14 protein-coding genes are annotated in these 21,807 nt (G+C 72.7%); 7 read left to right on the forward strand and 7 right to left on the reverse strand.

All coding sequences use genetic code 11. From position 1 onward, the window contains the following. A partial coding sequence (locus C1A33_RS13180) for a helix-turn-helix domain-containing protein (protein WP_165818360.1) occupies positions 1-97 on the reverse strand: 97 nt, incomplete at its 3' end. Between the two features lie 95 nt (positions 98-192). On the opposite strand from C1A33_RS13180, the gene C1A33_RS13185 reads away from it, so the two are divergent. Then, positions 193-660 carry a pyridoxamine 5'-phosphate oxidase family protein gene (locus C1A33_RS13185; RefSeq protein WP_101831810.1) on the forward strand — a complete coding sequence of 156 codons (468 nt, stop codon included), beginning with the start codon at positions 193-195 and terminating at the stop codon, positions 658-660. Positions 661-2,510: 1,850 nt separating this feature from the next. Beyond that, complete coding sequence (locus C1A33_RS13190; RefSeq protein ID WP_101831811.1) at positions 2,511-2,975, forward strand: helix-turn-helix transcriptional regulator; 465 nt, start codon at positions 2,511-2,513, stop codon at positions 2,973-2,975. A 119-nt stretch (positions 2,976-3,094) separates the two neighbouring features. On the opposite strand, the gene C1A33_RS13195 is transcribed toward C1A33_RS13190, so the two are convergent. Then, on the reverse strand, positions 3,095-4,441 hold the full coding sequence (locus C1A33_RS13195) for an NtaA/DmoA family FMN-dependent monooxygenase (RefSeq protein ID WP_101831812.1): 1,347 nt from the start codon (positions 4,439-4,441) through the stop codon (positions 3,095-3,097). 409 nt (positions 4,442-4,850) lie between these two features. Here C1A33_RS13195 and C1A33_RS13200 point away from each other — a divergent pair, with 409 nt between their 5' ends. Next, positions 4,851-5,342: a beta-class carbonic anhydrase gene (locus C1A33_RS13200; RefSeq protein ID WP_101831813.1), complete on the forward strand. Its 492-nt coding sequence runs from the start codon at positions 4,851-4,853 to the stop codon at positions 5,340-5,342. A gap of 46 nt (positions 5,343-5,388) precedes the next feature. On the opposite strand, the gene C1A33_RS13205 is transcribed toward C1A33_RS13200, so the two are convergent. Together C1A33_RS13205 and C1A33_RS13210 are read right to left on the reverse strand one after the other, a co-directional pair. Next, positions 5,389-6,795, reverse strand: coding sequence for a peptidoglycan recognition protein family protein (locus C1A33_RS13205; RefSeq protein WP_101831814.1), 1,407 nt, complete (start codon positions 6,793-6,795; stop codon positions 5,389-5,391). A gap of 192 nt (positions 6,796-6,987) precedes the next feature. Next, entirely contained in the window at positions 6,988-10,023 is a 3,036-nt protein-coding gene (locus tag C1A33_RS13210) for an MMPL family transporter (protein WP_243407497.1), read from the reverse strand. 453 nt (positions 10,024-10,476) lie between these two features. Between C1A33_RS13210 and C1A33_RS13215 the strand changes: the two genes are divergently transcribed. Beyond that, positions 10,477-11,160, forward strand: a complete 684-nt coding sequence (locus tag C1A33_RS13215) for a lysophospholipid acyltransferase family protein (RefSeq protein ID WP_243407498.1) — start codon at positions 10,477-10,479, stop codon at positions 11,158-11,160. Positions 11,161-11,480: 320 nt separating this feature from the next. Here the strand turns inward: C1A33_RS13215 and C1A33_RS13220 are convergent, their stop codons facing one another. Next, positions 11,481-12,380, reverse strand: a complete 900-nt coding sequence (locus tag C1A33_RS13220; protein ID WP_101831816.1) for a LuxR C-terminal-related transcriptional regulator — start codon at positions 12,378-12,380, stop codon at positions 11,481-11,483. 199 nt (positions 12,381-12,579) lie between these two features. Continuing rightward, on the reverse strand, positions 12,580-16,197 hold the full coding sequence (locus tag C1A33_RS13225) for a TM0106 family RecB-like putative nuclease (RefSeq protein WP_243407499.1): 3,618 nt from the start codon (positions 16,195-16,197) through the stop codon (positions 12,580-12,582). Between the two features lie 598 nt (positions 16,198-16,795). Here C1A33_RS13225 and C1A33_RS13235 point away from each other — a divergent pair. Genes C1A33_RS13235 through nhaA form a run of 3 tightly spaced genes read left to right on the forward strand, consistent with a single transcriptional unit; the run spans position 16,796 to position 21,191 of the window. Next, positions 16,796-18,937, forward strand: a complete 2,142-nt coding sequence (locus C1A33_RS13235; RefSeq protein WP_423748069.1) for an acetate--CoA ligase family protein — start codon at positions 16,796-16,798, stop codon at positions 18,935-18,937. Then, entirely contained in the window at positions 18,934-19,800 is an 867-nt protein-coding gene (locus C1A33_RS13240; protein ID WP_101831820.1) for a prephenate dehydratase, read from the forward strand. Before C1A33_RS13235 ends, C1A33_RS13240 begins: the two co-directional genes overlap by 4 nt. An 8-nt stretch (positions 19,801-19,808) precedes the next feature. Continuing rightward, positions 19,809-21,191, forward strand: coding sequence for a Na+/H+ antiporter NhaA (gene nhaA / locus C1A33_RS13245; RefSeq protein ID WP_101831821.1), 1,383 nt, complete (start codon positions 19,809-19,811; stop codon positions 21,189-21,191). Here nhaA and C1A33_RS13250 read toward each other — a convergent pair. Next, positions 21,150-21,800: a DsbA family protein gene (locus C1A33_RS13250; protein ID WP_101831822.1), complete on the reverse strand. Its 651-nt coding sequence runs from the start codon at positions 21,798-21,800 to the stop codon at positions 21,150-21,152. The genes nhaA and C1A33_RS13250 overlap by 42 nt on opposite strands. Positions 21,801-21,807: the final 7 nt, after the last annotated feature.

Raw genomic sequence — 21,807 nt, forward strand, 5'->3', positions numbered from 1 at the left:
GTTCCACGGCAAGGTTCCACACAAACCGCGCATGCCCGCAGTGCTCTTCAAGTCCAGCGACGTGTTCAGGCGCCGGAACGAGACGGTAGCGGGTCATACTCCAATTCTACAGAAAGGACCGCCCATGTGCTCCAGCATGAGGCGCCGTTTCCTCTCCGGCCTGAAGGCCAGAGCATCCACGGCGCAAATCCGATGACATCCACGAGCACGAGCGCACCTGAGGCCGGCACCGGCACCGGCGGAGCCATGTCCCTCGATCATGCCGGAGGTGGCGTGCTGCCCGCGGACACCTGCCGGTGGCTGCTTGGCGGGGAGCAGGTGGGCCGGGTCGCCTTCCAGGCGGACGGGGAGATCCTCGTCCTGCCGGTCAACTATGTGCTGGACGGCGAGGCGATCGCCTTCCGGACCGCGACCGGGTCCAAGCTCGCCGCCGCCCTCGAGGAGCACGCCGTCGGGTTCGAGGTCGACGGGCACGATCCGGTCGCGCGGACCGGCTGGAGCGTACTGATCAACGGCAGGGCGGTCGCGGTCCGCGATCCCGACGGGCTGGCACGGCTGGAGGCGACCGGCCTCGCGCCCTGGGCGGACCGTATCGATCATCCGCACTGGGTGCGCATTCTGCCCGAGTCGATGACCGGCCGGGTGGTCGCCCACTCCTGACGGAGTCACCGACTCCGGACCGACCCGCGCGCCCGTGGGGCCGTCGGATGAGGGGAACGGTAGGAGACATCGGGACAACGTCCTGACGGGTCTGCTCCCTCCGGCGGCCCTTCCCGGCCGCCCCGCCGCGGTGGCCATGCACGGATGGCGTCAGCGTCCGACACCACCGGAAGACGCGAGCATTGCTCTCATTTCTCGGGACATTGATGGCCCCGTCCGCGGCGCGTCCGGCGGCGCATTCCGGGCCCGGGACGCGGGCGCACCCGGGACGGGCGCGCGGAACGCCGCCGCGGCCGCCACGCATCCCACGTTTCCGCACATCGGACAATGATGGTCGGTAAAGCGGATGCGCGGCGTGGCGGGAATCTCCGGTGACGTCGCGGAACCGTCCCACCGCAGACGGACAGCATGCGCCGCGATGTGCGGGAAGGCCGACCGGCCCATCGCGTCACACCTCCCGATGCGGCGCACGGCCGATCCGCCGGCTCCGGCCGGCGAGCGGCACCCTTGTCCGACCCGCCGCGGCACGCCGGCCGCCGCACCGCGGCGCGATGCCCAGTCAGCGAACCCGCGGCCCGCCGAGGCGCCACGCGCGGGACGGCCCGACGGAAGGACCCGGCCGCGCCGCGGCGCGTTTCACGCTCCGGTTCCGCCACCGCCCCGCGCATCAGGGCCCGTGGCGACCGCCGCCGGCCGAATTCTCATTCCAGTACATCGCCGCCCCGCCCGCCGGACCGAGGAACATCGGTCCAGGGGCGCGGTACTCGCCGCCTTCACCGGACGCCAGGTGGCGCCCTGAAAATACTCGGCCGGCGGGCCGGAAAAGATCCTCGTCCGGCCTTCAGGGGCCGCCTCCGAGAACCGCGGAAGGAATCTGGAGGCGGCGCCGGACAACCATGTCGAGGACTACCTTCCACGCATACCCGCGAGGCGTCACCCGAGCAGGCTCCCTCTTTCCCGCCGCCGCGCCTGGGCGGGCGAGAGGAAGGGAAAAGGCTGAAAGCGGCCGGCGGGTTCTCCCACGCTGCCGCCCGATTTCGGTAATGCGGCGGCCCTCATCGGTGGAGATATGACCCAGGTGCGCTCCCGGCGCGGCACCACCGGAAGCGGCAGGGCGGTGGCCCCTCGACAGTCGGCCGGCCCGCGGAGGTCGGCCGGCCCGCGGAGGTCGGCCGGCCCGCGGAGGTCGGCCGGCCCGCGCCGGCCGCACAGCGCCACCGTGGGATCGCCGAGCCCTGCCGGGGGGGCGGGCGGCCGCTCGCCTCGGCCGGTCGGGAGCGTCGCCCTCCGGCCCGCCGCCGGCCGCGGACGAACCCGGGGGCGCCGGCGCGGGCCGCGCACTCCAGCTCCCGGCGGCCGGTCCATTCCCGCCGGCGGCCGCGGTGATTACCGTGCGAACGACCGGGCCGTCTGCAGTTGCCGCGGCAAAGCATCGCCAGGCACGATCGGATTACCTGGGAGAACCGTTTTAGCCCGGCCGCCCGATCGATCAGGGCTGCCGCGGCGAACCTTGCCGTGACGAGTTCAGGATCCTGATCTGACCGGGCCCGACCGGGCGGCCTGTTCTCACACATCGGAGCGCATGCCATTGACGCCATGGCCCGTCAGCGGGATAACCTTTTTGACGTAGCCGACAGTGGGTGCCGGGCGGGGGCTACCGAGCCCGGAGGGAGCAGAGGTCACGGCGCGCTCACTTCCACCGGGGTCGGACCATGCACGGCCGCCCACAAAGGTGGTGTACGGCTGATCTGACGTCCGACCCTCGGAGGAATCCACCGGCCGACCAGCGTTTGGTCGGCAGCAGGAACGCGGAGCGGTCGGTAAACCGGAGTGGACAGGAGAGGAGCACGATGGCCCCAGTGGTATCGGACCCGGCGGCGATGCCGGTCCGCCCGCAACGGTCCATGGGCGCCGGCCTCGACCGAGCGTCGGGTCCGTTCACCGCCGACAGCCCACCGTCCGACGCACGGACCCAGCGGGAACGGGTTCGGCTGGCCCAGGTCGAGCTCCTGGAGCTCAGCGCCCAGCTCACGACACCCCACCTGCGACGGCGGATCCTGCGCATCTACTCGCTGCTGCGCAGTGAGCCGGTGGCGCCGACGCCGGCGAAGCCGCCACCCTTCCGGCTGACCCTGCGCGAGATGGAGGTGCTCACGCTCGTCGCGACCGGCTGCTCCAACATCGAGGCGGCGGAGCAGCTGACAATCCGGGCTGAGACCGTCAAGACCTACATGCGCAGCATCATGCGCAAGATGGGCGTGCGGAACCGCACCGCGGCCGTCCACACCGCCCGTCAGATCGGCCTGCTGGACTGATCACGACCGCCGTCCGGGCCACCTCCTGACACCTACTGCGGGCACCGCGTCGGGCCCGTCTCGCGGGCCGCCTCGGCGATCCGGGCCGACGCGGTGGCGCTCAGGACAGGCGCCGGCGGTCAGGCCGGCGCCGGCAGGCCGAGATGCTCACGCAGGGTGCTGCCCTCGTAGTCAGTGCGGAACACGCCTCGTTCCTGCAACAGCGGGACGACCGTGTCGGCGAACTCGTCGAGGCCGCCCGGAACGATGTGAGGCACGAGGATGAACCCGTCGCTCGCGTCCTCCTGCACGAATCGGTTGATCGTCTCCGCGACCGTGGCCGCGGAACCGATGAACGACTGCCGGCCGGTCACCTCGATGACGACATCGCGCAGCGACAGCTTCTTCGCCTCGCCCAGCTCCCGCCAGCGGCGCGCGGTCTCCAGCCGGTCGTCGTACATCCGCACGCTGGCCCGGCCCTGGGCGACCGTGTTCGTGCCGGGCAGCGGGTCGACCAGCGGCACCGGTCCGTGCGGGTCGTACGCGGTCAGATCGCGGTTCCACACCTGCTCGGCGAACTGGATCGCCGTCGCGCCGCTGACCTGCTGGCGGCGGATCACCGCGGCCAGTTCGCGCGCCTCGGCGTCGGTGTCGGCCAGGACGAACGTCGCTGCCGGCAGGACCACCAGTTCCTCGGGACGGCGGCCGTGGCGGGCGAGGCGTCCCTTGATGTCGGCGTAGAACGCCTGGCCGGCCTCGAAGGTGCTGTGCCTGCTGAAGATCGCGTCGGCCGAGGACGCGGCGAACTCGCGGCCCGCGTCGGAGTCGCCCGCCTGGAAGATCACCGGCCGGCCCTGCGGTGCGCGCGGCACGGTGAAGTGGCCGTGGATGTCGAAGAAGCGGTCGTGGTGCTCGAAGGCCCCGGGACCGGGCTGCCGCAGGAACGCGCCGGTGCCCTTGTCCGCGACGACCGCGTCGGCCGGCCAGGAGTCGAACAGCTCCACGGCGGTGCGCAGGAACTGCCGGGCCCGGTCGTAGCGATCCTCCTCCGCCAGGTAGCCGCCGCGGCGGAAGTTCTCCCCGGTGAAGGCGTCCCAGGAGGTCACGACGTTCCACGCGGCCCGCCCGGCGCTGAGGTGATCGAGGCTGGCGAACTGGCGGGCCACCTCGTAGGGCTCGTTGAAGGTGGAGTTGATGGTGCCGGCGAGACCGATACGGTCCGTCACCGCGGCCAGCGCCGCGAGGACGGTGAGGGTGTCCGGGCGGCCGACCACGTCCAGATCGTGGATTCGCCCGTTCTGCTCCCGAAGGCGCAGCCCCTCGGCCAGGAAGAAGAAGTCGAAGCGGGCCCGCTCGGCGGTGCGGGCCAGGTGGGCAAACGAGCTGAAGTCGATCTGGCTGCCGGCGGCGGGATCGCTCCACACCGTCGTGTTGTTCACCCCGGGAAAGTGAGCCGCCAGGTGGATCTGCTTGGTCGGCCTGGGCATGAGGATCCTCCGCGGCGGTCGAGGGCGTCGGGACGATGCCCGTGTCGGACGGGTTGAGAGATCCCCGAGGCGCCGCGGCGGCCTGCTCGGACACGGTCGGCAAGACCGTCCCCCGCCGCGGCGCAGGGCACGACGGGCCCTGCACGAGCGGCGGGCTCGAGCGGCGGGTTCGGGGCGACGGGCGGGCAGGCCCTCAGGTCATCGACAGCGGCTGGAGCCGGCGTGCCCGTGGTCGATGCAGCGGCGGCACGTCAACGAAAGGGAAGTCCGCACGCTCACACTCTGTGTACGCCGAGGTGAGACGGTCAAGAACACGTTGATGTGATGTGGCACACGGAGGCGATGGCGTACCGATTGTCGACCATCCCGACCGGCACCATGTCGGATGACCCCACCCCGAGGAGCGCCGATGACCGCCACCGACGACCTGCTCGCCAACGCCGAGCGCTACGCCCGGACGTTCACCGCCGGCGACCTCCCCCTGCCGCCCGGGCTGGGGGTCGCGGTCGTGGCCTGCATGGACGCCCGGCTCAACGTCTACGGCCTGCTCGGGCTCGCCGAGGGCGACGCGCATGTCATCCGCAACGCCGGCGGCGTCGTGACCGACGACGAGATCCGTTCCCTCGCGATCAGCCAGCGGCTGCTGGGCACCCGGGAGATCATCCTGATCCACCACACCGACTGCGGCATGCTCACCTTCACCGACGAGGAGTTCCGGGCGGGAATCGCCCGCGAGACCGGCATCCGCCCGCCGTGGGCCGTGGAGACCTTCACCGACCTGGAGGACGACGTGCGCCAGTCCATCGCCCGCATCACGGCCAGCCCCTTCATCCCGCACCGGGATGCCGTGCGCGGCTTCGTCTACGCCGTCGAGACGGGCACCCTCACCGAGGTGCGCTGAGCCGGCGGCCGGACCAGCGGTCGCCAGGAGGACGGCGGGCGCGGGATCACAGCGACGCGCGGGCCACGTCGAGACGGATCCGCGCAAGCGCCGAGTACGCGGCCCCGCCCGGGCATTCGGTCGCCATCCAGTCGCGGTGTCCGCTGATGGCCGGCACCCGCCGGCGGGCACCGCTGGCCGCGTTGACGTAGTCGACGGTGCCGACCGGGTTCAGCCGGTGGGCGCCGGTCAGCGCGAGCAGCACCAGGACGAGGGAGCGGCGGGCGGCGGCGGACGGCGGCCGGGGCCGCAGATCGCCGAGCAGGGCCACGCCGAGATTGCCCGCGTTGTACCCGCCGACGTGCGCCCCGGTGACCACCTGGCCGTCCGGCCGGTGCGCCGGGACGGTGTCGGAGCCGGACCAGCGGCCCTCGTACAGGGTCCCCTGCTCGTCGATGAGGAAGTGGTAGCCGATGTCCGCCCAGCCGCGGTCGACCGTGTGGAAGTGGTAGATCGCGCGCACGGTGCCGGCCGGGTCCGGGTCGTCGTTGGGGGTGACGGTGTGATGCACCGTCACGACCTGCCCGGGGTAGTAGGTCGTCCGCCAGGGCTGGCCGGTCGCGGGGTTGAGCCGCAGGGACTCGTCCGCGCCCCAGGCGGCCCGGGGCAGGTAGCGCAGTCCGAGCGCGGACGGCGTCGGCGCCGCCGCCGTGGGTGCCGGTACCAGCGGGCCGGCCGTCGCTCCCGGCACGTCACCCGCGCTCAGCGGACTTCTCTGCGCGGTCCGGGGCGCGGTCCTCGCCGGCCCCGGTCCGGACCGCCCTGTCCCGGCCGGCGTCTCGAGCGCGTGGGCGAGTCCGGCGACCGCGCTCAGCGCCGCCCGCACCGACACGGTCGGAACCCGCACCCGCTGGCACGGCCCCGACGTGGTGTTCAGCGCGGTCGACACGACACCGGTCGCCCCGGGTGGCATCCACAGTTCGTAGCCACGGGTCGTCGGCGTCCGCCCGGAGCCGGTGCGCGCCGTGGCCAGCAGCGCGTGCACGGGCGGGACGGTGGTCGACGGGTCGTCGCGTTCCGCCGGGCACCCCACGCTCAGCGGGCACCAGGCGCCGAAGGCACCGTCCGGGCGGCGCAGGCGGATCCGCGGACCGCCGGGGCCCGCGGGTCCGCACCAGCGCACCGCCACGAAGCTGGGCGGGAAGACCGGGCTCGCCGGTCCCAGGCCGACACTGGTCGCCGTCAACGTGCGGGGAATGTCCACCACGGTCTCCGCCTCGGGCACCAGTGCGCCCAGGTCCGGCCCGTCCACCGCCACGCCCGCCGGCACGATGCCGCCGGCGTGGGCCGGCGGGGCCGCGACCAGCATCGCGGCGGTCCACCCCCCGGCGCCCACACCCAGAACGCGCAGGGCGCCTCGACGGGAGATCATGGTCGTCGGTGGAACGGGTGCTGACCGGTCGGCGGTGGGCATGACGAATCCTCTGGGTAGCGAGCCGGGGACAACGGGCACGCTATGCCATCGGATGTGCGCCCCGAGTAAGAGGGTGGGCCGGCATCCTTCCGAACGACTACGTGTACGGATGCGCCGAGGTCATCGATGGAGGCAAGGTCATCGGTAGCGGCACGGTCATCGACAGCGGCACGGCCACCGACAGCGGCACGGTCACTGGTAGAGGTCCGCGTCCAGCACCGTGGCGTCGGTGACGCCGAGGCCGCCGAGCACGAATCCCCGCGCCCCGGTCACGACCGGCGGCGGCGGGCTGTCCGCCGTCCACCGTCGGCGGTGGTAGTACTGCCAGGTCGGAGTCGGGGCCTGGGACACCGCGTCCCACGGGTCCTCGTCGCCCGGTCGCCGATAGCGGATCCTGGTGGTCCGCCTGGTCCCGGGATCGCGGTACCCGCCCGCGGTCGGGTCCTCGATCGTCACGTAGGTGCCGTGCCAGGGCTCCGCCAGATCCGACGCGAGCAGGGACGAGGCCGCGCCCGCGCCGACCGGCGCGAGAGAGACCTCCTCGTCCCGGGACAGGACCGGATCGCCGTCGGGCGACCGCATGGCCGACGGCCCGGGCGGCAGGGCATAGCGTGCGCCGCCGGGCACGCCGGTTGATCCATGCCGGCGGCCGGGAGTGATGCCGGTCGGGCCGGAGAACCTGCGCGACTCCGGCGACCGGACCCGGTGGGCGGGCCCCGGCGTCGCCTCCTCGCCGTCCTCGCGCAGCCCGAAGCGATCATGCAGACGCCGCAGCGCGGGCGGCGCCCACCAGTTGTACCGGCCGGCGAGCGCCATGAACGCCGGCACCAGGATCGCGCGCACGACCGTGACGTCCAGGGTGATCGCGATGGTCAGCCCGACGCCGACCAGCTTGATCATGCTGATGTGCGACGTCGACAGGGCCACCATGACCACGACGAGCGCGAGCGCGACGCTGGTGATCAGCGGCCCGGTGGCACCCAGCCCGACCGCCACCGACTCGGTGTTGTCACCGGTGCGCTGGTACTCCTCGCGGATCCGGGCGAGCAGGAAGATCTCGTAGTCCATGCTCAGGCCGAAGGCGATGAAGAACATCAGCACCGGGCTGGTCATCTCCAGGGTGCCCGACACCTGGAAGTCGCCCACCAGCCCCCGCAGGTGACCCTCCTGGAAGATGAACGTGAGCAGACCGATCGTCGCCGCGAGGTTCAGGGAGTTCAGGAGCATCGCCTTCAGCGGAAGCAGGACGCTGCCGGTGAACAGGAACAACAGCAGGAAGGTCGCGCACATCACGATCGCGAAGGCGAGCGGCAGGCTGCGCTCGATGGTGTCCGCGGTGTCCAGGAAATGCGGGGCGAGACCGCCCATGAGCACGCCGAAAGGTGCCGGGGTCGCCCGCAGTCGGCCGACGAGGTCCTTCGCCGCCGCCGACACCGGCGAGGTGTCCGACTGCCATACCGCGAGCCAGGCACCGCCATGGGTGCCGACATATCCCGTCGTGGCCGCCGATGCCTCGCTGACCTGTCTGCCCTGCATGAAGCCGCCGGACACCGTGTCGACGCGGGCGACGCCCGGCAGCGCGGACAACCGGCTCGCGTAGTCGGTGAGCCGCGCCGCGTTCGCCGGGTCCCGGGCGTCCACTCCCGGGACGACGATCGGAATCTGACAGGGCAGGCAGACGACGAAGTCGGAGCGCATCGCGTCATTCACGACGTGGGATTCCGCGGTGCTCGGCAGAACGGTGTCGTCGGCCAGGGCGAGATTGAGGCCGCGCAGCGGCGCGGCACACAGCAGCAACACGCCGACGGCGACGGCGCCGTACAGCAGTGGCCAGCGCATGACCCGCCGCGCGAGTGCCGTCCAACCACGGCCCGCGCCGGACAGGTTCGCCCGGGGATCGACCGCGTGGCGAGGGCCCGCCGCACCGCGCCGGCCCGCCCGGGCACGGCGCAGGGCCGCCCGGATGTCCCCACGATCCAGCCGGTCGCCCAGCAGCATCAGCGCCGCCGGCAGCACCAGCAGGGCCGCGACCTCGGAGGCGACCACCACGATGACGCCGGCGAAGGCGAACGACCGCAGGTAGTACAGCGGGAAGACGAGGGCGGCGGTGAGGGACAGGGCCACCGTCACGCCGGAGAAGAACACCGTCCGCCCGGCCGTCTCCAGCGTGCGGCGCAGCGCCGCTCCCGGGAACAGGCCGCGTTCCTGCTCCTCCCGGAATCGCCGCAGGATGAACAGGCTGTAGTCCACCGCCAGGCCGAAGCCGAGGGCCGTCGTCAGGTTCACCGAGAAGACCGAGATGTCGGTCACCGTCGCCGCCAACCGCAACAGGGCCAGGCTCGACACGACGGACACGACCCCGACCAGCACCGGGAGCATCGCCGCCGCCACCGTGCCGAAGGCGTACAGCAGCAGCAGGAACACCAGCGGCGCCGCGGTCAGTTCGCCGCGTTCGAGATCGGTTCTGCTGCGTTCCGTCACGTCCCGCATGACGGCGGGCGCGCCACCGAAGCGGACCATCACGCCGGGTCCCAGATGCGAGTACCGCGCGTGCAGGCGCTCGACCTGAGTCTGGATGTGATCCTCGGAGCCGGTGAGCCGGAACACGATGAGCGCGGAGCGACCGTCCTTCGACCTCAGCAGCGCGTTGCCCGCGGCGGAGCCGTTCGGCCAGTAGGACAGGACGGACGTCACCCCGGGCTCGGCGCTCAGCTGTCGGGTCAGCTCGCGGCCGAGGTGCGCGGGAGTCGGCCCGTCGATGCCCTCCGCGGCGGTGAGCATCACCGCCACGTTGGGCGGCGCGTCCGGGAACTCGGCGTCGAGCAGTTGCTCGGCCCGGGTCGACCCGTCGGAGGGCGCGTAGAAGCCGCCGGTGGCGAGCTGGTGGTAGATGCCCGCGTTCCACGGCAGCAGCACCACGACGAGCAGGCAGGCGGCGGCGAGCAACCGCCCGCGGTGCAGGACCGCCACATCGGCCGCGACCGTGAACAGGGATCGCCGCGGCGCGGGAACACCCGCCATGGAGGCCATGGAGGCCATCACCCGCGGCGGCGCGACCGGCGGCCCGGACTCGTCTGATCCGGGCCGGGCGGGCAGGCGTTGGGTCCAGCGGTCGTCCTCCACGCCGTCCCCGTCCTCCTCCCCGCCGGCTCCGTGGGTCAGCGCGGCAGAGGTCGCGGAATCCGTGCGGGAATGGCGTTGCGGCGCCGAATCGGCGAACAACGGCATGACGCTCCCTTCCGAGCAACCCCCGCATCGATCGATCTCCCGAAGGCCCGGTGATCGCACGAGTTCGCCGAGACGGCCGGCTGGCGGAAGTACTGCGCGGCGAGGACGTCCCGGTCGCTACCCCGAAGCTAGACCCGCCCACGGGCATCGAATCCGAATTACCCCCGTACGGGGGGAGGTAAAGGTGTGGCCAACGGCGCCCAAGCATTCCGTACGCGGAATCCGACCGGCCGGGGCAGGAGACCCGAGGGGCATCACGCCTGGCCGCGTACCACTGACGGGAGGGAATGCCGGGGGGCCAATCTCGAAGGTGGTACGGCAATGCCTCAGGTTCAGACCATGGAACGGCGGGACACTTCGGTTCCGTACCCTGCTCCAGCACCGCGCGACGGTGGACCTGCCGGGCTCGAGGTACATCGGTCCGACACCCGGTCGAAAATCGTCTACACGTGCATGAAGAAGGTACTGAGTCCGGTGTGCCGTGCTTTCTGGCATCCAGTGGTCGAAGGACTCGAGAACATTCCTGCCGATGGTCCTGCCATCATCGCCAGCAACCATCTGTCGGCGCTCGACTCGGCGTTCATCGCGCTGGCCTCCGACCGGCGCGTCACCTTCCTGGCCAAGAGTGAGTACTTCAACACCCCGGGTCTGCGGGGCCTGGCCGGGAAGCTGTTCGTCGCCGCCACCGGCCAGATCTCCGTCGACCGCAACAACCAGCGCAAGGCGGGTGCGGCCCTGCGGGCCGGCGTTCACGCGCTCGGTCAGGGCGAGCTGCTGGGCATCTTCCCCGAGGGAACCCGCTCGCCGGACGGACGCCTGTACCGAGGCAGGTCAGGCGTCACGCGCCTGGCGATGGCCACTGGCGCTCCGGTGATCCCGGTAGGTCTCGTCGGCACCTTCCAGGTCCTGCCCCTGGACCGCAGACTCCCCCGGTCCGGCCGCGTGTACCTGCGCTTCGGTACGCCGCTACGGTTCCCGATCATGCCCGAGGAGGGCGCGGGAGCGGCGCAGCGGGAGGCGACGGACCAGATCATGAAGGCCATCCAGGAACTGTCCGGCCAGTGCCAGGCGGACATGTACGCCGACCGGTTCAAGGCGTCCCTGGGACTCGCTGGTCAGCGCGCCACGAGCGACTGACCAGCCACGAGACGTCCGCTCCGCCGCACCTCCCTGGTCGGTGCGGCGGGCGGGCGACGGCGGGGCCGGTGCGGCGGAGCGGGTCGCACCGGCCCCGTTCAGGCAGTGTCGTCAGCCGGCCGATCGGACCTGGTCGCGCTGGGTCCGTCGATCGGAGCCGGCCGGTCCGCGACGCCTTCACCGCAGGTGGCTCAGGGCCTACGACGGCGGGCCGGGCAGCCCTTCCACGCCGCCTGAATGCCGCGTGAACGCCGCGTCCGCCTGTCGGCCGCCGAGTACGGGTGACCCGGCGGCCGACAGGCGGGCGGCGCACTGTCAGCTCAGGGCAACATTCCCAGCTGGCGCGCGGCATGCACCGCGGCCGTCCGGTTACGCACACCGAGCTTGCGCATGATGCTGCGCAGGTAGGCCTTCACCGTCTCGGGTGAGACGGTGAGTCGGCGTGCTGTCTCGACGTTGGACAGACCCAGCGCGACCTGCGCGAGCACCTCGAGTTCGCGCGGTGTCAGGGCCAGCCGACCGCCGATTTTGGGATCCTGGTCCAGCAGCCCGCGCAACAGCTCCGACACGCCGCCGATCCGCCCCCGCAGCAGCGGGTCGGCCACATGTTCGGTGACCTCCTGCAGCTCCCGGTAGGCCAGCCGAAGACTCTCCTGCGGCTGGCCGGGCGAACGGGGCAGTGGTACGGCACCCACCTGGCGTATCACGGTGGGCGGACGGTGCCCGGCGGGCACCGTCGGCGACATTGACTCCCCATGTGCGGCAGCCACACCCAGCTCACGTTCCATCAGACGAGCCGTCGCAATGGCCGCCCGTACGGCGGCCTCGGTGAACGGTGCCTCGGTCCGCATGGCTCCGTACAGCACGGCGACAACCGTGCCTCCCATGCTGACCGGCACCGCGAGAATCGCTCCAAGCTCACTGCCCTCGATCGGAGCGACAGTCGAGCGCAGAACCCTTCTCGTCGCCGCCGGGTCGTTGATGACGACCGGGCGGCAATGCCGCACCACCTGACCGCCGATCCCCGTGCCTGGCGGGACGGAGGCACCGAGCAGTCCGCTCGGCGCCGGTCCGTCCACGTTCGTCACGGTCAATCGACCGGAATGCGGTGCGACTATTCCACCGAATGTGAGATGGGCTCCCGATGAAGCGCGCAGCCGGGCGAGCGCCCGCGGCAGGACTGTCTGCACGCGACTTGGGGCCGACACGTCCACGGTCACGAGCGTCCCCTTCCCGACCTGTAGAAGATCGAGGGAATCGTAGCACCCGTTTTACGATAAGCACAAGAAAGTGCACGAACAGCATGCCGCGAAAAGTCGTCCGAGAGTCGGGGGCCGTTCGCGCGTAATAGCAGCGTCCCACCGGTGTACGACCATCGCACGGGCCCCGAATGCACGTGCGTCGATCATTGTCGCGCGATCATTGTCGCGCGATGAGGTCGGTGCGCGCCGTCGCCCGCAGCCGGGCGAGCCCGGCGAGGAGCTGGAGCTCCGCGACGCTGCGCGGCGAACTGTCGAGCAGCGCCGGGGACATGACGAGGACCGCCGCGACCTGGGCCCGGGAGAGTGCCACGTTGAGCCGGTTGCGCGAGAGCAGGAAGTCCAGGCCCCGCGGCGCCTGCGCGGCGCTCGACGTCGTCAGGGACACGATGACGACCGACGCCTCCTGCCCCTGGAACCGGTCGACGGTACCGACCCGCACCCCGTGCAGCCCGGCGCGATCCAGCGCGTGCTCGATCGCGCGCACCTGCCGGTTGTACGGGGCGACGACGAGGATGTCCCCGCCGGCGAGCGACCTGGTCCGGTCGCCGTCGACGGCCCCGCGCCCCACGACGTGGCGGACCGCGGCGCAGACCACCGCGATCTCCTCGTCGGATCGCGTGCCGTTGCCCCGGTGCTCGACGTCGAGCAGGTAGGTTCCGGCCGGCAACCCGTCGATGGAGCGGGTGGCGGCCACCGGGTGGGACCGCAGGCGGCCGCGGTAGGCGAGCGCGGACACCGGCGCGCAGACCGCCGGATGCAGCCGGCGGGTGCGGTCGAGGAAGTAGCCGAGCTCCGGCGGGATCACCTCGGCGTCGGCGAGGAGATGGGACAGCGCCGAGGCCTCGGCGCCCTCCGGATGGATCCCGGCCACGACCTGGGGAAGCTGCTGTGGATCACCCAACAGCACCAGGTTGTGCGCCGCCCCGGCCACCGCGAGCGTGTCCGCCAGCGCGAACTGGCCCGCCTCGTCGATGATCAGCACGTCGAAGGGCTTCGCCGCCAGCCGCGGGTTGGCGAAGGCCCAGGCCGTGTCCCCGACCAGATGCCCCTCCGGATGGCTCTCCCGCCACGCCACCAGGGCCCCCAGGTCACGCGGGGAGTCCCACGGCGGCTGCCGCCCCGGGTCCGGTCCGGCTCCGCCGCCACGGCGCTTCTTGGCCGCGGGCACGAGGGGCTTCCACGGCGGCCGGTCACCGCCGCCGTCCCCCGGGCCGGGCGGCTCACTCGCCGCGGGCGGCTCACCCGTCGCGGGCGGCTGACCCGTCGCGGGCGGCTGACCCGTCGCGGCCAGCATCGCGTTCTCGATCGCCTTGTGGCTGGTGGAGCAGAGGCCCACGGACCGGCCCTGAGCCACCAGATGCCGGATCAGGCGGCCGGCGAGGTAGGTCTTCCCCGCGCCGGGCGGTCCCTGGACCGCGAGGTAGGAGCCGTCGAGGTGGCTGACCGCGGCGAGCACGGCACTGACCTGATCGTCTCCGTGGGCCGCGGCCGAGGGCAGGGCCGCGCCCGCTCCCACCAGCCGGGGCGGTATGCGCCGCAGCAGGTCGATGGCCGCCTCCGCGGGCAGCGCGGGCAGCGCCGCCGCGGCTCGCCCGGCCAGCTGGCGGATCGCGGCCGGCTTGGGCTCGGGCCGCACCGGTGCGCCGGGCAGCACCGCGGCCGGCAGAGCACGGCTGGTCTCCTCCGGCGGCACGCTCTCACGCAGGACCAGCTCGTGGGGGGCGGCGCGCTCGACCACGGCGTCGGTGGCCGTCCCCTCGCCGCCTGACTGGCGGCGGTACAGCAGCCGCACGGACTCGCCCCGCTCGAACGGATGGGGGCGCTCGGGCAGGGTCTCGGCTCGCAGCAGGCGACGGCTGCGGCGCCGGCGCCCCGACGGCTCGTCCCAGTCCTCCACGACGTGCCACCGCAGCGGTACCGCGCAGTCGTCGGCGGCCTCCAGGCTCTCCCGGTCCGCGGTGAGCGCGGCGAAGTACGTCCACCAGGCCGGTTTGTTCTCCCGGCGGTGATAGCCGACCGCGGCGGCGAGCAGCGCACGCGCCCGCTCGTCGGCCGACCAGGCCGCCGGATCCGCGGGCAGTCCCGCGACCAGGGCGTCGACGACGGCGTCCGGGCCGTCCGCCTCGTCCAGCACACCTTGATCGGCCTCGGCCGCGCCGCTGGCGACCGCGTCGCGGACGGCGACGCCCTCGCGCCGACCCAGATCGAGCAGCCATTGATGCAGGCGGTGCGTCGACACGCAGTCGACCCGGTTGTACTCGGCGATCTCGGCGAGCTGACGCCGCGCCGGCGCGTCCTCGCCGGCGGCGCGGTGCTCCAGGAAGGCCTCGTACGCCACGATGCTGTCGGCGGCGTTCTTGACCCCCGCGGTCCGCGCGCCCGGGTAGAACAGCGGCTCCAGATACTTGATCGAATAGGACGGCTGGGAGACACGCAGGCTGGCCCGCACCACCGCGTAGAGGTCGACGAGCCGGCTGGTGGCGAGCAGGTCGTCGACCTGGCGCTCCCGCGTGCCGTGCCGGGCGGCCAGCCGGCGCAGCGCGCCCGGCTCGTAGGGCGCGTAGTGGTAGATGTGCGCCCCGGGATGGGCGGTCAGCCGGCCCGTCGCCCAGTCGACGAAGTCCTCGAAGGCGCGCCGTTCGCCCGCGCGGTCATGCGCCCAGAACGCGTGGAAGGACTCCGCCGCGGTGGTCGGGTCGCCGGGCTCGCCCGCGCCCCGTCCGTTCGGGGGATCGGTCAGCGTGATCGCTCCGAAGAGGTACTCCAGGCCCGCGGCATCCAACGCGTACGGATCGCCTTCCATGTCGAAGTAGATGTCGCCGGGATCCGGTGCCGGCAACATCCTCAGGCCGTCGGGATCGACCATCCGCACGCTCACGGTCCCCACCGGATCATCCGTGGTGCGCGTCCTGTCCTGGGCGGCCTGCAACTCGGCCTGCAGGCGCAGCCCCGCGAACGAGGTGGCGGACATCGCCGCCGGTCGCTGGTCGTCCGTGGCCGCCGCGAGTTCCTCCACCGTCGAGATGCCGTCGTCGCGCAGGACCCGTCGCTGGTCCGCGCGCAGCCCGGCGACCAGCGAAAGGTCCCGTGCCCGTTCCCGGCCCCGGGAACAGTGCTCGGCGTAGCCACAGCCCGCACACTCCGGACGAGGTTCGCCCCACGCGGGCACGGGCACGGCCGGCGGGCCCGCGAGCCGGCTCTCCAGCCGCCCGCGCGCGTGGTCGACCATCGGCGCCACGTCCTCGACCCGGAAGGTGCGGACGATCCCGGGCTCGGGACCGGGACCGGGCCCGGGCCGTCCGGCCCCGGGGATCGGCTCAGCCGGCCGCGCGTCCCTGGTGGGATGGAGCAGATGCATGAACCGCGCGGGCGCGGCACCGACCGACGACAGCGCCAGCGCGTAGGCCGCGAGCTGCAGCACCGCGCCGGGGCGGGCCTGGCGGGCCAGCTTCGCGTCGTAGGGCTCGTAGTGGCCGGGCTCGGCCGGTGCGCGGACGCCGCCGGTGCGGGGATCGAGATGGGCGGCGATGAGGAAGTCCGGGCGGCCGTGGAAGCCACCGTCGAACAGGACCCCCTGGTAGACCACGGGCGTGCCGGCGGCGAGCGCCGCCCGGGTGCGCTCCGCCGCCGCCGCTAGACCCTCCTCGGTCGGCGCCGGGCGCGGGATCTCCACGACCCCGCCCGGGCCGAAGCAGCGGCGCAGATGGTCCAGCCAGCGCTGTTCGTGCGCCATGCCGTGGCGCACCGCGGTCCGGTCCGGCGCGGTGGTCCGCACCAGCGGGGCGGGCTCATCCGGGCCTGCCCCTTGGGTGCCTGCCCCTTGGGTGCCTGCCCCTTGGGTGCCTGCCCCGTCCGGGCCTGCCCCGTCCGGGCCGGGGTCGCCACCGTCGATGGACGCCTGTCCGTCCGCCACCGCGTGGGTGAGCCTGACGCGATGCCCGCATTCGACGATGTCAACAAGATCGCCCGCGGATACCACCCAGCGTCCGTCGAACTTCTGCACGTCACCATCCCGTCCGGGCCGCACTCGCGGTGTGGAGGCTGATTGTCCGGCCGGCGCGGCCTAGCCGTTCGGGCCACCTCGATCAGGTGCACCTTGCCGGCCGGGAGGCACCGGGTCGAGCCCGACCCGCCCCGTGAGGTCGATCACACTCGATCAGTGATCGATGTGGGCGCCGTCGCATCCGTACGAGCGCGCCCGACCGTCACCGCCCTCGCCCTCGAAGGTGACGCGAACGTTGTCCGGCGAACACCCAGCCCTGAAGTCCGCACGGCGCCACCGTGCCCGACCGATCCCCCCGATGCCCCACCGACGCCCCACGCGGCCAACAACCACCAGGACGATCAGGACTGGGCATATTACGATGGCCGCCGTGGATGTCCCGGGCCCGGCGGACCACGAGGGCAGCATCGATCGCCTGCTGCATCCACGCGTGGTCGCCGTGATCGGTGCCAGTCGGCAGCCCGCAGCGGTCGGGCACGAGGTGTTCCGGCAGTTGCTCGCGCATGGTTTCACCGGCACCGTCTATCCCGTCAACGCGGCCGCCACCCATGTCGCCTCCGTGTACGCCTATCGGGACGTGTGCGACGTGCCGGCGCCGATTGACCTGGCGGTCATCGCGGTACCGGCCCGTGAGGTCACCGCCGTCATGCGTGCCTGCGCGCGCAAACGGGTGGGCGGCGTCATCGTGGTGTCCGCCGGCTTCGCGGACGCCGGCGACGAGGGCCGTGATCGTCTCGCGGAGGTCATCCGGATCGCGCGCGACGGCGGGATGCGCCTGATCGGCCCCAACGCGATGGGCGTCGTCAACACGGCGCCGTCGTCACGGCTTCACGCCACGTTCGCGGCCGGTGCGCCACCGGCTGGCCGGGTCGGTGTCCTCACGCAGTCCGGCGCGCTCGCGGGCACGTTTCTCGCCGAGGCCGCGCGGCGCGCGATCGGCTTCTCCACCTTCGTGTCCGCCGGCGATCGCTCCGACGTGTCGACCAACGACCTGCTCGAGTACTGGCGCTCGGACAGCCGCACCAGCGTCGTCATGCTGCATCTGCAGAGCGTCGGGAATCCGCGCCGGTTCGCCCGGATAGCGCGCGATCTCGGCCGCACCAAGCCCGTCGTGGCGCTCAAGAGCGGCCAGGACTCCACCGGTGACGGCGTCGACGCGCTGTTCACCAGCGCCGGCGTGGTCCGCGCCGACACCCTGACCCAGCTGTTCGACGCCGTGCAGCTGCTCGCCCACCAGCCGCTTCCGACCGGTCGCCGCGTCGGCGTCGTGGGGACGAGCCGCGCGCTCGCGGCACTCGCGACCGACGCCTGTCGCACCTACGCGCTCGAGGTGCCGCTGCTGTCCGAACGGACGTGCGCGGCCCTCGCCGACCTCCTCGGCCACCGCCATGCCACCAATCCGGTCGACCTCGGGCCGCTGGCCGATCCCGATCGCTTCGAGGCGGCCCTGCGGCTGGTCGCAGGCTCCGGCGAGGTCGACGCCGTCCTCACGCTCGTCACGCCGCACGCCCAGGAGGACCGCCTCGGATCCGCGGTGCGCACCGTCGCCGCGGACGTCGGGCTTCCGGTCCTCGCCTCGTACCTCGGCCTGGACGGCATGCCGGACGCGCTCGCCGTGCCGGACGCGACCGGCTCGCCCGGGCCCGGCTCGGTGCCGTCGTACTCCTCGCCGGAGTCGGCGGCGCTCGCGCTGTCCCGCGCCGCCGATCACGCGGCGTGGCGCTCGCGCGACCTCGGCCGGGTCCCCGAACCCGGGGGCGTCGACCTTCGTGCCGCCCGCCGCGAGGTCGGGACCAGCCCGAAGGACGGCACCTGGCTTCCCGAGGCCACCGTCGCCGCCCTGCTGGGCGGGGTGGGTCTGCGGGCCTGGCCGAGCGTGCGGGTCGCCGACGAGCGCGAGGCGCTGGCCGCGGTGGCATCCCTCGGCTGGCCCGTCGCTCTCAAGATCGCCGACGAGCGGTTCCGCAGCAGGCTCGACGTCGGCGCGGTGCAGCTCGGTCTCGGCACCGAGGCCGACCTCGGTGCCGCCTGGCGGACGATCCGCGCCGCCGTGGGGCCCGGCGACATGCTCGTCCAGCCCATGGCGCCGGCGGGGGTCTCGACCGTCGTGCGGCTGCGGCAGGATCCGACCGTGGGAACGCTGCTGTCCCTGCGCCTGGGCGGGGCCGTCGCGGACCTGCTGGCCGATCCCCTGGCCCGCACCCTGCCGCTGACGGACCTGGACGCCGAGGAGCTCATCGGCTCCATCCGGGGCAGCGTGCTGCTGGTCGGGGGCTCCGGCGCGCCGGCCGCGGACACCGGCGCCCTCGCCGATCTCCTGCACCGGGTCGCCCGGCTCGCCGAGGAGGTGCCCGAGATCGGGGAGGTCCTCCTCGATCCGGTGCTGGTGGGCCGCACCGGGGTGGTCCTGCTGCACGCGGGCGTCCGGCTGCTTCCGGCGCCGGCGGCGTCTCCCACCCGTCCTGACGCGCCCGCCTCGACGAACCGGCAGGCCGGTACGGTCGACCTATGACCGCACGACAGAGGATCGCGTTCCAGGGCGAACGGGGAGCCAACTCGCACATCGCCTGCCGGGATGTCTATCCGGACTACGAGGCGGTCCCCTACCAGACGTTCGACGAGTGCTTCTCCGCGCTCGAGGACGGCGCGGTGGATCTCGCGATGATCCCCGTCGAGAACTCGACCGCCGGGCGCGTCGCCGACATCCACCTGCTGTTGCCGCGGCCCGCCGTCCACATCATCGGCGAGTACTTCCTGCCCGTCCGCCACCAGCTGCTCGGGGTCCCCGGCGGGACGCTGGACGACGTCAAGACCGTGCACAGCCATCCGCAGGCGCTGGCGCAGTGCCGCGAGGCGCTGCGTGGGCTCGGGCTGGTGCCCGTCGCCGCCGCGGACACCGCCGGGGCCGCCCGGGAGATCGCCGAGGCGGGTGATCCCGCGCGCGCCGCGATCGCCTCCCGCCTCGCCGCCGACGCCTACGGGCTCCAGGTGCTGCGGGCGGATCTGGAGGACGAGGAGCACAACACGACCCGCTTCCTCATCCTGTCCAGCGAGAGCCTGCGGGCCGCCGTCGGCGTCGGACCGCTCGTGACGACCTTCGTGTTCAACGTGCACAACCGCCCGGCCGCGCTCTACAAGGCGCTGGGCGGCTTCGCCACGAACGGTGTGAACATGACCAAACTCGAGAGTTACATGGTCAACGGCAACTTCGTGGCCACCCAGTTCCTCTCCGACGTCGAAGGCAGCCCGGAGGATCCCGCCGTCGCCCGCGCGTTCGAGGAGCTGTCCTTCTACGCGGACTACCGGGTGCTGGGCGTCTACCGGGCGAGCCGGTTCCGCGAACTCCACCAGCCGGACCTCGCCGCGGGTATCTAGGCCACCCGGTGACCGCTCCACCCCGCCCCGGCCCGGGGCTGCGGATCCGCCTGCCTCAGGTCGCACCCTCCCTGCGGGAGTTCCTGGCCACCGAGGCCGGCGGCGCGATGCTGCTCCTGATCGCCACCGTGGTGGCTCTCGGCTGGGCGAACTCACCCTGGTCCGGAGGCTACGCCCGGCTGTGGGAGACCACCGCCGAGGTCAGGATCGGCGGCGCCGGCATCGACATGAGCCTGCTGCACTGGGTGAACGACGGTGCCATGGCGGTCTTCTTCACCGTGGTCGGCCTGGAGATCAGCCGCGAGTTCACCGCGGGCGAACTGCGTGACCGCCGCATGGTCGCGGTGCCCGCCCTCGGCGCCATCGGCGGTCTGGCCCTTCCCGCGACGATCTACCTGCTGGCCAACACCTCGGGGCCGGCCGCCCGGGGCTGGGGCGTGCCCATGTCCACGGACACCGCGTTCGTGGTCGGGATACTCGCGCTGTTCGGGCCGAGGTGCCCGGACCGTCTTCGCCTGTTCCTGCTCACCCTCGCGATCGTCGACGACATCGGTGCGATCTGCGTGGTCGGGGTCTTCTACACCGAGCGGGTGGATCCGCTCGGCCTTCTGGTGGCGGGTGGCGTCATCCTCGCGATTCTCGCGCTGCGCTGGCTGGGTGTGTGGCAGCTTCCGCCCTACGTCCTGCTCTCCCTGGTGCTCTGGGGCGCGGTGCATGCCTCCGGCGTGCACGCGACCCTGGCGGGTGTCCTGACGGGTCTGCTGACCCCGGCCCGACCGCCCCGCCATGACCAGATCGACGAGGTTCCCGTCTACGTCCGGGCCCTGGCGGAGGATTCCAACGCCACCAGGGCCGGTCTCGCCGTGGCCGCCGCCAAGGCGACGGTCTCCCCGAACGAGCGGCTGCAGCGGGTCCTGCACCCCTTCAGCGCGTTCATCGTGGTTCCCGTCTTCGGCCTCGCCAACGCGGGTGTCCACCTGGACGCCGCGACGCTGCGCGCCGCGGCGGCCTCCCCGGTCACCCTGGGCATCATGGTGGCCCTGGTCGCGGGCAACGCCGTCGGGATCACCCTGGCGAGTACCGTGGCGATCCGCAGCGGACTCGGTCAGCTGCCCGGCCAGGTCCGGTACAGCCATCTGATGGGCGCGGCCACGCTGGCCGGCATCGGCTTCACCATCTCGCTGTTCATCACGGAACTCGCCTTCACCGATCCCGAGCTGCGCGAGCAGGCGAAGATCGGCATTCTGGGCGGCTCGCTCACAGCGGCCGTCGCGGGGACCGTGATCCTCCGTGTCCTCGGCGAGAGAATGCCGCTGTGCTCACCGCTCACCGACGAACCGGTACCCCGGCTACCCCCGCGACCATGGCGGGCGCCGGCGCCGGTGAAGTGACAGGTTCGCCGCCTTCCGCAGGGGCGCGATCTCGGTGCGCCCCCGGTAGGGCACACCATTGATGTACACCGTCGGAGTTCCGCGAACGCCCTGCTCAATACCGCGCGCGTAGTCGGCCTCGACGGCGTCGCCGAACGGCTGTGCCGCCTCCCCCACGACCAGGTCGCCATCAATTCCCAGCGAGGTGGCGTACGCCCGCAGGAACTTGTCCGCGAGCCGGTCCTGGCGCGCGAAAAGCAGGTCGTGCATGTCCCAGAAGCGCCCGTGCGCACCCGCCGCCTCCGCGGCGAGCGCCGCGGTCAGGGCATAGGGATGGACATCGAAGACCGGGAAGTGGCGAAAGACCAGTTTGACCTGACCCGCCGAGCTCTCGACGAGCTCTCGCAGGACGGGCGCGGTCCGCGCGCAGTACGGACACTCGAAGTCGCCGTATTCGACCACCACGATCGGTGCGTCGCCGCGGCCCAGGACGTGCCGCGAGGGACCCGCCGCCACCGCGGCGCCGTCGGGCGCACCGCCGACGGCGAGCGCGGCCGGTGAGCCCGCTTCTCCCGCCGGCCCCGGCCCCACCGCGCACACCGCGGCCGGCTCCGGCGGATCAGCCGACATCGCACGG

Origin of the sequence: Frankia canadensis, assembly GCF_900197875.1 — a bacterium.
In the GTDB taxonomy this organism is placed as follows: domain Bacteria; phylum Actinomycetota; class Actinomycetes; order Frankiales; family Frankiaceae; genus Frankia; species Frankia canadensis.